This window comes from Pseudaquabacterium rugosum, from assembly GCF_038066575.1.
GTDB lineage: Bacteria > Pseudomonadota > Gammaproteobacteria > Burkholderiales > Burkholderiaceae_C > Pseudaquabacterium > Pseudaquabacterium rugosum.
In genome coordinates this window covers 173,318-186,068 of the sequence record NZ_JBBUTF010000007.1, presented here as the reverse complement: position 1 = coordinate 186,068, position 12,751 = coordinate 173,318, and the positions used below count along the sequence as shown (strand labels likewise).

The following is a 12,751-nucleotide window of genomic DNA, read 5'->3' as shown; positions in this document are numbered from 1 at the left end:
CGGGGCGCATCAGACACCGGACGTGACGAGGTGCACAGTCGGTACGACACGGGCCCGCTCACGACAGGCTGACGCAGCGGCGCGACAACTTGTCGCAGTCGGGCCCGTGCCACGGCCCCGCGGCCCGGCGCTCTCCCCGATCCGGGCCGCCCGCCGCGCTGCCTAGAATGCGCCGCCATGGCCACCGCCCCGGACGCCGACGATCCCGCCGCCGCCTGGCCCCAGGCCGAGCGCTGGCCACTGGCCTGCGTGCTGGTGGTCGATGACGAGCCCGGCATGCGCCACTTCCTGGCGCGGGCGCTGGCGCCGTGCGTCGGCCAGGTGCTGGTGGCCGGCTCGGCCGAGGAGGCCGCGCCGCTGGTGCAGCGCCACCGGGTCGACCTGACGCTGCTGGACATCACCCTGCCCGGGCGCAGCGGCCTGGACTGGCTGCGTGCGCTGCAGGCGCAGGGGCACAACGGCGAGGTGGTGCTGATCACCGCCTATGCCGACCTCGACACGGCCATCGAGGCCCTGCGCGCCGGCGCCTGCGACCTGCTGCTCAAGCCCTTCCGGCTGACCCAGGTGCTCAACGCGCTGCGGCGCGGGCTCGAACGCGCGGCCCTGCGGCGCGAGAACTGGGTGCTGCGGCGCAGCCTGCAGCAACGCACGCCGCCGGGCGACGGCCTGGTCGGCCGCTCGCTGGCGATGCAGGGGCTGCGCACCGCGCTGCAGCGCGTGGCCGGCGTGCCCAGCACCGTGCTGCTCAGCGGGGAATCGGGCACCGGCAAGGAGCTGGCCGCCCACGCCCTGCACCGGCTGGGGCCCCGGGCCGACGGCCCCTTCGTGCCGCTGAACTGCGCGACCGCGACCGCCGCCGGCATCGAGGCCGAGCTCTTCGGCTGCACGGCCGCCGCCGGCACGCCGCGCGACGGCCTGTTCGTCTATGCCCAGGGCGGCACGCTGTTCCTCGACGAGATCGCCGAGATGCCGCTGGCGCTGCAGGCTGCGCTGCTGCGGGTGCTGGAGGACCAGCAGGTGCGCCCGCTGGGCGGCGAGCAGCAGGTGCCGGTGGATGTGCGCATCGTCGCGGCCAGCCAGCGCGCGCTCGATGCCGAGGTCGCCGCCGGCCGCCTGCGCGAGGACCTGTACTGGCGGCTGCAGGTGGTGCAGCTGCGCCTGCCGCCGCTGCGCGCCCACAAGGAGGACATCCCGGAGCTGGTCGCCCATTTCATCGCGGTCCTGGCGCCGCAGCTGGGCGTGCCGCCGATCGCCGTCAGCCACGAGGAGCTCGACTTCCTGGCCGGCTACGACTGGCCGGGCAATGTGCGCGAGCTGCGCAACCTGATCGAGCGCTCGCTGATCATCGGCTCGCTCAACGTCAGCGCGCTCTACGAGGACCTGGCGCGGCGCGAGCGCGCGGCTCGGCAAGCACCGCACGGCACGGACGGACCGCGCGATGCGGACGGACCGGGCGGACCGAGCGGACCGGGCCACCCGAGCCAGCTTCAGGCCCCCGCGGAGCCCCGCCCGGTCGATCTGCAGGCGCTGCAGAAGCAGCACATCCGGCAGGTGCTGCAGTCGGTGGGTGGCGACAAGACGCAGGCCGCGCGGCTGCTGGGCGTCTCGCGCCGGACCCTGGAGCGCCGCCAGGCCGAATGGGCCGGCGGCGCCGCGGCGGATGGTGACGACGCGGTCTGAGGCGGCGCCGGCGGGCGGGACCGGGCCCGGGCATGCCCTGTCACCCGCACCACCCGCACCACCCGCATCACCCATCCACGCTGGCCCCCCGGATCGCCCAGGGCGGGACAGCGGGCACGGGCCCGGCCTGCGCGCGCGCCTGACCGGGCGCTGGCAGGCCCTGCCGGTGCGGCGCAAGCTGCTGGCGCTGGTGCTGCTGCCGCTGGGCCTGGTGCTGCCCCTGCTGGGCCTGCTGGCGCTGTGGTGGAGCGCGCTGGCCTGGGACCGGCTGCTGATCACCAAGGTGCGCACCGATCTGGCCGGTGCCAGCGTGTCCTTCGAGCAGCTGCTCGACAGCGTCGGCCACAGCACGGCGGCGGTGGCCGAATCGGCCGCGCTGGCCGCATGGCTGCAGCCGCCACGGCCACGGCCACAGCCAGAGCCACTGCCGCGTGCCACGCCTGCGCGGCAGCGCTCGGGCGACGGCCGAGAGGGTGCGGACGCCCGCGCCCATCCGGAGCCCGGCGAGCACGCGCCGGACACCGCGGCCGCACTCACCGCCTGGCTCGATGCCGAGCGTCAGCGCCACGGTCTGGACTGGCTGCAATGGCACGCCGGGGCGACCTTCCCCGTCACCTCGGGCGCCACCTCGGGCACCACATCAGACACCACGTCAGGCACTCACGAGTCCAGCGAGGCCACAGACCCCACAGCGGCCTTCGCCCGCACCCCCACGGCGGCCTCCGCCCGCGCGCCCGGCCCGCGCCCGATCCCCGGCGCCGACCTGGCGGTGCTCGATGCCGCCACCGTCGCGCGGCTGGCGCCCGCCCTGCGCGGCCAGGTGTCGGTGCCCCTGCTGCCGACACGCAATGCCGCGCCGACGGCGCGCCGGCAGGAGGACCGGGCGCTGGTCGCCGAGGCCCGCTGGCCGGTGCACGACGCTGCCGGCCGCGTGCGCGGCGTGCTGCACGGCGGCGTGCTGCTCAACCGCAACCTGCGCTTCATCGACGCGCTCAACGACCGCATCTACCCGCCCGACGCCCTGCCCTTCGGCAGCCGCGGCACGGCCACGCTGTTCCTCGGCGACGTGCGGGTGTCGACCAATGTACGCCTGTTCGGCGGCGAAGCGCGCGAGCGGGCCATCGGCACCCGGGTCTCGCAGCAGGTGCATGACGCGGTGCTGCGCGACGGCCGCACCTGGCTGCAGCGCGCCTTCGTCGTCGACGACTGGTACGTCTCGGCCTACCGGCCGCTGCACGACGCCCGCGGCCAGCGCATCGGCATGCTCTACGTCGGCTTTCTGGAGCGGCCCTTCATCTGGCTGAAGTGGACGCTGCTGGGCGCCCTGGCCGCCGTGCTGGGCCTGGCGATGTGGGGCGCCGGCTGGCTGGCCCTGCGGGCCTCGGCCGCCTTCTCGGCGCCGCTGGAGCGCATGGCGCACACGATGCGCGAGGTGGAGGCCGGGCACGGCACCGCACGCGTCGGCCCGCTGGCCCAGACCGACGAGATCGGCACCCTCGCCCGCCACCTGGACCATCTGCTGGACACCGTCGATGCCAAGACGCGCGACCTGCAGCGCTGGAACGCCGAGCTCGACGCCCAGGTGGCCGCCCGCACGCGGGCGCTGGAACAGGCGCAGGCCGGCCTGGTGCGCCGCGAACGCCTGGCCACCATCGGCCAGCTGACCGCCGGCATCGCCCATGAGGTGAACAACCCGATCGCCGTCATCCAGGGCAATCTGGATCTGGTGCGCGCGCTGCTGCCGCCACCGGCCGCCGCCCAGGTGCGCACCGAACTGGCCCTGGTCGACGAACAGATCGCCCGCATCCAGCGCATCATCACGCAGCTGCTGCAGTTCGCGCGGCCGGGCGAGGCGGCCGCGACCGCCGCCCAGCCGCTGGACGTCACGGCGCTGGTCGACGACAGCCTGCGCCTGGTCGCCCATCTGACGGTGCCCGGGCGCCTCGTCATCACGCGCGACCTGAGGAGCCGGCGCATCGCCCTGGGCAACCGGCTGGAGCTGCAGCAGGTGCTGGTCAACCTGCTGGTCAACGCACTGCAGGCGATGGACGGCCAGGGCGAGCTGACGCTGCGCAGCGGCGACGAGGACGACGGGCGCATCGCCGTGCAGGTCGGCGACAGCGGCCCCGGCCTGGGGCCCGCGGTGCTGGCCGAGCTGTTCCAGCCCTTCCGCACCCACAAGCACGACGGCAACGGCCTGGGGCTGTGGATCAGCCGCGGCATCGTCGAGCGCCACGGCGGCGAGCTCACCGCCGCCGACCGCGAGGACGGCCGGCCGGGCGCCGTGTTCACGCTGCGGCTGCAGGCCCGCGCACCGGGCTGAGGCCGGCCCGGCCGTCGGCCCGGAACCTGCGGAGGAGCCGGGCGCCCCCGGGCGGGGGCACCGGGGCTGGGAGCGCCCGGGTGGGGAGCGTCAGGGCGCGTCGAGCGGGTGTCGACGATCGTCCACAGGGGCTCAGCCCGGCACCCGGCCGCGGACCGCGTGGGCCCGCGCGCTCAGCCACAGGCTGCCGTCGGCCTCGGGCTGCAGACGGGCGCACAGGCGCTCCTTCAACTGCCGGCTGCGCTCGGCGTCCAGGCCCGCGATGCGCGCGCCCATGCTCGGCGCATCGCGCAGCGTCTGCCACCAGGCCTCGAAGTCCGGCCACCGGCGGCGCACGGTGATGACCTCGGTGCACACGTCGACCAGACCGGCGCCCTGCCACAGGCCGACGAGGGCCGGCAGATCCGACGCCTCGGGGCTGGGCGGACGGGGCACGTCGACACCGGCCTCGCGCAGGCCCTGCTGCGCCAGGTGATAGGGAAAGCCACCGCCGGCCATGTCCCAGGCATAGGCCGCTGCGGTGCCGCCCGGGCGCAGCACGCGGCGCATCTCGGCCACGCCACGCGCCGGATCGGGCACGAAGAAGATGACCAGCGGCATCACCGCGGCATCGAAGCCGCCGTCCGCGTAGGGCAAGGCCATCGCGTCGCCCTCGACGAAGCGGGCCCGGGCGCCGATCGGCCGGGCGCGGGCATGGGCCAGCTGGGCCGCCGACGGGTCGATGCCATCGATCGCGGCCGGCGCCACCCGATCCGGCAGCAGCTCGGTGAAGGCCCCGTTGCCACAGCCGATGTCCAGCCAGCGCCCGCCGGCCGGCAGCGCCAGCCAGTCCAGGAAGCGCAGGCCGACCTCGCGGCTCCACAGGCCCATGTAGCGCTCGTAGGCGGCGCCGTCGTCGAAGCGGATGGGGACGGATGCGCCGGGGACCTCGACCGCCGGAGGGCGCCCCGCCGCGAAGGGCTGATGCGATGCGTTCATGGCGCGGACCTTAACTCAGCAATCCGGCAACCCGGGCTGTCACACCAGGGATCCGGACACGGCGGGGCCGCCGAGAACGTCAGGCGTAGACCGCCTGCCAGTACGCCTTCGACGTCAGCTCCGCATAGCCCGTGTGGTAGGAGGCCGACAGGGTCTCGAAGCGCTCGCTCAGGACCTGCTGCAGCTGCCGCGCGCGCTGACGGATGGCCGCCAGCCGGGCCGCGTCATGCCGGGCGATGAAGCCGCTGTGGCCGGAAGCGCTCAGGTAGATCACCTGCCGGAACCTGAACAGCGCATAACGGCTGGCCGGAACGCCCTTGCGGGCCAGCGCGGGCCGTGGCTCGAGCAGCTTGCCCGGCAGCAGACGACCGCGGCCCGTGAGGTGATAGGCCAGGCGGGTCGCCAGCCGGCGTGGCGAGCGGCACAGGCGGGCCTGGGCGATGGTCGCCGGATCGAGCGGACGGGCTTTCTCGACGGACGTCAGCTCGGCCAGCATCCGGCGCCGTTCGCCGAGGTCCATGTGGGCCCGCCAGAAGGCCGGGCCCTGCAGCACGTCCTCGACGGCCAGCAGGGCCGCCTCGGCCGATTCATAGAGCATCGCCTCGGCACGCCGCGTCACGAAGCCCCGCAGCACCTGACGGACGGCCCGCCGGCCGTGCGCCACATGGCCGGTCAGCAGATGGACCAGATGGTTACGGGTGTCCAGGTAATTGGTCAGCGGCGAGGCCTTTTCCTCGAAGGCGTCCTGCCAGGAGCACACGCCGTTGAGCGTCAGGATGTCGAAGCGGTTGGCCAGGCCGAAGCTGATGTCGTCGCCGCGGACGAAGAACGGGAACGGGTAGTGACGGACATGGCGCAGCGGAAAGGCGAAGTACCACCACGCGCCGTAGTCGATGTGCGGCAGGCCGTCGGTGCGGGCCAGATCGGCCAGCCGGCCCAGATCCAGACCCCGGTGCAACGAATGGACGCAGCCGGCGAAGGTGGCGCCGTTCTCGTGCATCTCGCGTGGCCGATCGTCGCGCAGCATCGCGCCGGCCACCGCCATGCGGTCGTCGGTCGCCCACTCCAGGACGGCCAGGGTGCGCCGGATCGACTCGACCGGGCAGGACGCATCGTCGTCCATGAACAGGCAGTGGGTGTAGCCGCCGTCGGCCTCGAACTCGAACAGCCCGCGGGCGAAGCCGCCCGAGCCCCCGAGATTGCGGTTGGGCACGATCTGCACCTGCTCACTGTCGGCCGGCGGCAGATCCTGGCTGTTGTCGATCACCTTCAGCGCGAGCTTGTCCCGGTAGTCCGGCGCCTGCATCAGCGCCGACAGGCGGGCGATGGCGCCCTGGACCTGGGCCTGGCGCTGGAAATGGGTGATGACCAGACCCAGGCGGACGCTGCGCCGCGGCGCCAGCGCGGTCACGTAACGGCCCTCGGTGACGAGGTTGTCGTCGTCGAGCCCGGTCACGCACGGTGCCAGAAAGCCCGACACGCCGGCGGGCATGGGCGAGGTCGACCAGCCGTCGGGCGACAGCGCCAGCTCGACCTCGGTCAGCGGCTGCAGCCGGCCGTCGGCGCCGAGCTGCTCCCAGCACAGCCGCACACGGCCCCGGCCCTTGAGCTGGAAGGCCGGCACGATGTCCGGGTTGACCTGACGCCAGCGGGTGGCGTGGTAGGCGTTGAAGTAGCTCATCAGCCGCAGACGGCCACCGGGCCGCAGGCGCACGCCGTGTGCCGCGCGGTCGAAGAACGCCGCCTCCGGATCCTGGAAATGGAGGGCGTCTTCGGCATGGCAGGCCTCGTCGGGCCAGATCAGCGATTGCAGGCCATGGAAACGGTCAGGTGAGGTCATCCGGAAGAAGGGGAAAGGTCGGGATCTGGCCTGCCGGCGCCGGGCAGGCCCCAGCCCTGGAGGGGAGACAGGTGGCGGATGCGCATCAGCGCCCCACATCTGTCACGCAGGGCGAGCGTCCACCACCGCCTGGAAAGGCCGATGGGCCATTGTGCCCAGGCAGCCCCCCGGCGGCGTCCGCCGATCTCAGGATCCAGCGGCGGCCGGGATGGGCCGGCCGGCCGCGGTGCACCCGCTGCGGCGACGCCAGCCCAGAGCGCCGAGCAGCAGCAGACCGGCCATCCACGCCTGCGCCGGCGACGGCTCGGGCACGGCTGCGACGGCCGCCAGATCGAGCCCGGAGGCCGACAGCGCGCTGAAGCCGCTGACCGCCGTGCCCGAGGCATCGAACACCGCCAGCACCTGGGGCAGGTCGAACTGCAGCGCCGCCTCGCGCCACAGCCGGGCCTCGAAGCTGGGATGGCCCGCCGCCAGCCAGGCATCGACATCCAGCCCGGCGCTGACGCCCATCGACAGCACGAGCCGGATCGGCTGGCCGAAGACGAAGCGGATCTCGCCGTCGGTGGCGCTCTCGCTGACCGGCAGGAAGGCCGTGCCGCCGCTGCCGCTGTCGCGCCAGGTCTCGGTCTCGGTGCGGGTCCACCAGGCGGAGCTGTCGGCCGGGCCGACGCCCGGCGGCAGCGGCAGGTTGTCGCCCTGCACGCTGAGCTCGATCGTGCGGGTGGTGGTGGCCAGTGCCTCGGCCGCGCCGATGCCCGCCGCATCGACGGACAGCGTCAGATCACCGCTGTCGCGCCCGCCCGCACCGCCGGCGGCCATCACCGCCGCCAGATCGGGCACCGACAGCTGCAGCGTGCCCGTCGTGCCGGCGACGCAGCCCGCGCAGTCGATGACGAAGGTGTCGACGAAGCTCAGGCGGGCCGAGACCCCGCCCGTGCTGGCCAGACCGCCGGCGGTCGAGGCGGCGCTCAGCTGCACGCGGCTGTCGACGCTGAACGCGCGGCCGCTCTGCCCGCTGACCGCCGACAGGGCCCAGGACAGCTGCTGGCCGCCGCTGTCCAGCGTGTAGAGGGTGCCGGCGCTGGCCGGGCTCAGCCCGTCGGTGGTCTGGCCGGCGGTCTGCGGCGTGCCGCCGGTGTCCAGCACATAGGCCGCGGACGTGCTGGTGGCGGCCCGGGCGGCCGGCACCGCGGCCATGCACAGGACGGTGGCCCAGGCCACCGCGCTTCGATCGATCGACATGTTCACTCCCTGGATCGCGGGACGGATCCATCCGTCCGCTGGCGACCGAGGTTAGCAAGCGTTCACGCGGGTGACCAGTGCGGCCGGGCCATCAGACCGCGCCGGCCGCGCCGGGCACGATGGCCGCGGCCATGCGCCGCGCCGCGCCGCGGTGGGCGGCGGCGAAATCGCGGGCGCGGGCCTCCCATGACGGGCGATCGGCGGCCACGGCCAGCGCCAGCGCGGCGGCCACGCCGGCCTCGATGCCGTCGACCCGCTGCGAGGCGCCGGCGGCCAGGCTGTCCTCGGCCGCCTGTTCGAAGTTGAAGGTGTGGGGGCCCATCACCAGCGGGCAGCCGCAGGCGGCCGCCTCGATCAGGTTCTGCCCGCCCAGCGGCGCGAAGCTGCCGCCCAGCAGCGCGGCCTGGGCGCTGGCGTAGTACAGCGGCATCTCGCCCAGGCTGTCGCCCAGCCAGACGTCGGCGGCCAGGGCCTCGGCCGGCGGCTGGCCGCGCTCGGCCAGCACGTCCCGCAGGGGCTGCGCGATGGCCGCGGAGGGCTCGGCCGGCACGGCCGACGGGGTCGGCTTCCAGGCGCTGCGCCGCTCCAGCGTCAGCCCCTGCTGGCGCACCAGCGCGGCCACCTCGTCGAAGCGCTGCGGATGGCGCGGCACCAGCAGCAGCAGCGGGCGTGGCGCAGCGGCCGGGCGGGCGCGCAGCGCGGCCTGCCAGGCGGCCAGCAGCGGCGCCTCCTCGCCCTCGCGGGTGCTGGCGGCCAGCACCACCGGGCGCGGGGCGGCGATGGCGTCGCGCCAGTGGCGGCCGAGGGCCAGCAGCGCCGGCGGCGGATCGAGGTCGTACTTGAGGTTGCCGGCCACCTGCACGTCGCGGGCACCGGCCGCGCGCAGGCGCTGTGCGTCGGCCGCGGTCTGGGCCAGCACGCGGCTCAGCCGCGCGGCCGCCGGATGCAGCAGCGCGCGCAGGCGCTCGCCCTTGCGCGCGCTGCGGGCGCTCAGGCGCGCGTTGGCCAGCACCACCGGCAGGCCCTGGCGCTCGGCCGCGTGCATCAGCGCCGGCCACAGCTCGGTCTCCATCAGCACGCCGACCGACGGCCGCTGCCAGCGCAGGAAACGCCGCACGGCGCCGGGCGTGTCGTAGGGCAGCCAGGCCTGGCGGTCATCGGCATGGGCGCCGACGCGGCCGGCGACGGCCTGCAGCAGCGCCGCGCCCGCCTCACGGCCGGTGGCCGTGCCGTGGGTCAGCAGCAGCGCCCGCCCGGGATGGGCGGCGCGCAGCGCCTCGACCAGCGGCTGCGCGGCCCGCGTCTCGCCCAGGCTGACCGCATGCACCCAGATCGCGCCGGCCGCCGGCCGCGTCCGATCGCCATACAGACCCAGGCGCTCGCCCAGATGGCTGCGGTAGCCGGGCTCGGCCGTACCGCGCCGCCACAGGCGCAGCAGATAGGCCGGCGTGGCCAGGCGCAGCGCCAGCGCCCAGGCGGCACGCGCGAGGCGGTCGGCCCAGGGCGCGACCGGGGGCGGGGTGTCCGCGGCGTCGGGAGCGTGGGGCGCTGCCGCGGCCGCCGGATCGGGCTTCAGGGCGTGGCTCAGTGCGCGGCTTCCTGGATCCTGGCGTCGGGCTTGACCTCGCGCAGCGCGTCCATGAACTGCTGCTGGATGCGGGTCAGGGCCTCGGGCGTGTGGCCCTCGAAGCGCAGCACCAGCACCGGCGTGGTGTTGCTGGCGCGGATCAGGCCGAAGCCGTCGCTGTACTCGGCGCGCAGGCCGTCGATGGTCACGACCTCCTGGCTGCCCGGGAACTGGCAGGTCGCGCGCAGCGTGTCGATGATGCGGGCCGGCTCGCCCTCGGCGCAGGCCACGTTCAGCTCGGGCGTGCTGAAGCTGGTCGGCAGCTCGTTGAGCACCCGGCTCGGGTCCGCATGCTTGGACAGGATCTCCAGCAGACGCGCGGCGGTGTACATCGCGTCATCGAAACCGTACCAGCGCTCACCGAAGAAGATGTGGCCGCTCATCTCGCCGGCGAACGGGCTGCCGACTTCCTTCATCTTGGCCTTCACCAGGCTGTGGCCGGTCTTGTACATCAGCGGCACGCCGCCGGCCTTCTTGATGATCGGCGCCAGACGCTGGGTGCACTTGACGTCGAAGATGATGGTGCCGCCCGGGTTGCGCGACAGCACGTCCTCGGCGAACAGCATGATCTGGCGGTCCGGGTAGATGATCTGGCCGTCGCGGGTGACCACGCCCAGGCGGTCGCCGTCGCCGTCGAAGGCCAGGCCCAGCTCGGCATCGGTGGCGTGCACGACCTTGATCAGGTCCGCCAGGTTCTCGGGCTTGGACGGGTCCGGATGGTGGTTGGGGAAGTCGCCGTCCACGCGCGAGTACAGGTCGACCACCTCGCAGCCCAGGGCCTTGAGGATGGCCGGCGCGGTGGCGCCCGGGATGCCGTTGCCGCTGTCGACGACGATCTTCATCGGCCGTGCCAGCTTGCAGTCACCGGTGATGCGCGCGGTGTACTCGGGCACGATGTCCATGTGGCCGAGACGGCCGGTGCCGACCTCGTAGTTCTCCAGCTCCATGCGCTGGCGCAGGTTCTGGATCTCGGCGCCGTGGATGGCGCGGCCGGCCAGCACCATCTTGAAGCCGTTGTAGTGCTTCGGGTTGTGGCTGCCGGTGACCTGGATGCCGCTGTTGCAACCGTGGATGCCACGGGTGGCGGCCACGTAGTAGAGCATCGGCGTGGTGACGGCGCCCAGATCGACGACGTCGACGCCGGCGGCGCGCAGGCCGCGGATCAGCGCATCGACCAGCATCGGGCCCGACACGCGGCCGTCCCGCCCGACCACCACCGCCTTCTCGCCCGCCAGCCGGGCCTCGCTGCCGAAGGCACGGCCCAGGTGCTCGGCGAACGGCTCGTCGAGGGCTTCGCCGACGATGCCGCGGATGTCGTAGGCCTTGAAGGCCGATGCGGTGACTTGCATGGGGCGTGTGGAGGTAAGGCTGGGCCCGTGCGGGCTCGGGTTGGATGTGCGCCGCATTCTAGGAGGGGCCCCGACGGCCCGCGGCGGTCCGGGCCCCGTGCGCGTGGGGTGGACACCCCATCCGGCACCGACACATTAGGGGCCCGGACCGCTGGCGGACGGACACCGGCGATCCGTGCCGCCCCGCGGGCCGCCGACGCGCGGCGCCCGGGCCGGGTGGCGATGACGGTGACCGTGGCCATGACGCAGGGGTGGCCGGCCGGCGCCCGGACGCTCACAGGTCCGCGGCCGCGCACACCGCCGCCCCCGGCGCTGCCTATGATGGCCGCCATGCCCGCCGCCGCTCCGCCGCCCGCCGCACCTCGCCCGCCGCCCCGCCCCGGGCGTGCGGCCTGGCGCGCGGCGCGCGGCACCGTGGCCGACGAGGACGCGGCCTGGGCCGCCTGGCAGCACCACGACGCCCACGCCGACGGCCGGCTGTGGATCGGCGTCACCTCCACCGGCATCTACTGCCGGCCGGTGTGCCGGGTGCGGCTGCCGCGGCGCGAGAACTGCCGCTTCTTCGCACAGGCCACCCAGGCCGAGGCCGCCGGCTTCCGCGCCTGTCTGCGCTGCCGGCCCGAGCAGGCGCCGGGGCTGGCCCGGGTCGACGGCCCGGCCACGCTGGCCGATCTCGCCGCCGACTGGCTGCGCCCCACGCTGCAGACCGCGCGCCCACCGGCCCTCGGCCCCATCGCGGCGCGCCTGGGCATCAGCCCGCGCCACCTGCGCCGCATCTTCGTCCGCCGCCACGGCCTGGCCCCGCTGGCCTGGTGGCATGACCAGCGTCGGACGGTCCGCGCCGATCCGACACCCACCCCGGCCCCCGCCGTTCCGCCCTGCCGATGAGCGCTTCCCACCGCCTGCCCCCGCTGATCGCCCAGACCCGCCTGGACACCCCGCTGGGCCCGATGACGGCCGCCGTCACCGCGCTCGGCCTGTGCGGCCTGTGGTTCGACGACGAACGCCACCACCCGGGCCCGCTGGACGCCCCCGCGGACCCCGATCACCCCTGGCTGCACCAGACGGCCGACCTGCTGACGACCTATTTCGACGGCTGGCAGGCACCGGGCAGCCCGCTGACGGCGCTCGGCGCGCTGCAGGCCGCGGCCGTCTCGCGCCCGCCGTCCGGCCACCCCCACCTGCCGGAGACATCCGCGATCACGCTAGCGCTAACGGATCGGTCTGGGGATCCGACCGGGGATCGCTCTGGCTCGACCCACCTGTGGCGCAGCGGCGAGGCCGACACCCCCCGCCTGCCGCTCGACCTGCGCAGCGGCACGCCCTTCCAGCAGGCGGTCTGGCAGGCGCTGGCCGCACTGCGCACCGCCGAGCGGCCCAGCTACCAGGATCTGGCCGATCGGCTGGCGCCGGTCCTGGGCCGGCGCACCTCGCCGCGCGCGGTCGGCTCGGCCGTCGGCCGCAACCCGGTGACGCTGCTGGTGCCCTGCCACCGCGTGATCGGCCGCGACGGCAGCCTGACCGGCTATGCCGGCGGCCTGCCGCGCAAACAGGCCTTGCTGCAATGGGAAGCGGCGAGCCTGGCGCCCTGTTGACGCGAATCCCGCCCCCGCGGCGCAGGCACACTCGCGGGTCGGCCCCGCGCTCATCGCCCGGGTGCCGCCCGCTGCGCCCCGGCTGACGTTCCCACGGCTCGCCCCGCGAGCCCCGCC

The 12,751-nt window shown here is 74.8% G+C and carries 9 protein-coding genes; 4 read left to right on the top strand and 5 right to left on the bottom strand.

The window, feature by feature from the left end; translation table 11 throughout:
• The first annotated feature begins 177 nt into the window (after positions 1-177).
• Together AACH11_RS09555 and AACH11_RS09550 are read left to right on the top strand one after the other, a co-directional pair.
• Positions 178-1,680: a sigma-54-dependent transcriptional regulator gene (locus AACH11_RS09555; protein WP_341373984.1), complete on the top strand. Its 1,503-nt coding sequence runs from the start codon at positions 178-180 to the stop codon at positions 1,678-1,680.
• Between the two features lie 166 nt (positions 1,681-1,846).
• The gene (locus AACH11_RS09550) at positions 1,847-4,003 is read left to right on the top strand and encodes a sensor histidine kinase (protein WP_341373983.1); all 2,157 of its coding nucleotides are present in this window, start codon (positions 1,847-1,849) and stop codon (positions 4,001-4,003) included.
• Positions 4,004-4,135: 132 nt separating this feature from the next.
• On the opposite strand, the gene AACH11_RS09545 is transcribed toward AACH11_RS09550, so the two are convergent.
• The 5 genes from AACH11_RS09545 to AACH11_RS09525 all read right to left on the bottom strand — a co-directional run bounded on the left by AACH11_RS09545 (position 4,136) and on the right by AACH11_RS09525 (position 11,039).
• Positions 4,136-4,981, bottom strand: a complete 846-nt coding sequence (locus tag AACH11_RS09545) for a class I SAM-dependent methyltransferase (RefSeq protein ID WP_341373982.1) — start codon at positions 4,979-4,981, stop codon at positions 4,136-4,138.
• A 79-nt stretch (positions 4,982-5,060) separates the two neighbouring features.
• Positions 5,061-6,821, bottom strand: coding sequence for a hypothetical protein (locus AACH11_RS09540; protein ID WP_341373981.1), 1,761 nt, complete (start codon positions 6,819-6,821; stop codon positions 5,061-5,063).
• Positions 6,822-7,007: 186 nt separating this feature from the next.
• The gene (locus tag AACH11_RS09535) at positions 7,008-8,063 is read right to left on the bottom strand and encodes a hypothetical protein (RefSeq protein WP_341373980.1); all 1,056 of its coding nucleotides are present in this window, start codon (positions 8,061-8,063) and stop codon (positions 7,008-7,010) included.
• 91 nt (positions 8,064-8,154) lie between these two features.
• On the bottom strand, positions 8,155-9,531 hold the full coding sequence (locus tag AACH11_RS09530; RefSeq protein ID WP_341374085.1) for a 3-deoxy-D-manno-octulosonic acid transferase: 1,377 nt from the start codon (positions 9,529-9,531) through the stop codon (positions 8,155-8,157).
• A gap of 116 nt (positions 9,532-9,647) precedes the next feature.
• Positions 9,648-11,039 (bottom strand): phosphomannomutase/phosphoglucomutase, encoded by a 1,392-nt coding sequence (locus AACH11_RS09525; RefSeq protein ID WP_341373979.1) that lies wholly within the window; start codon positions 11,037-11,039, stop codon positions 9,648-9,650.
• Positions 11,040-11,369: 330 nt separating this feature from the next.
• On the opposite strand from AACH11_RS09525, the gene AACH11_RS09520 reads away from it, so the two are divergent.
• Entirely contained in the window at positions 11,370-11,927 is a 558-nt protein-coding gene (locus AACH11_RS09520) for an Ada metal-binding domain-containing protein (protein WP_341373978.1), read from the top strand.
• Positions 11,924-12,634 (top strand): methylated-DNA--[protein]-cysteine S-methyltransferase, encoded by a 711-nt coding sequence (locus AACH11_RS09515; RefSeq protein ID WP_341373977.1) that lies wholly within the window; start codon positions 11,924-11,926, stop codon positions 12,632-12,634. Before AACH11_RS09520 ends, AACH11_RS09515 begins: the two co-directional genes overlap by 4 nt.
• The last annotated feature ends 117 nt before the right edge of the window (positions 12,635-12,751 follow it).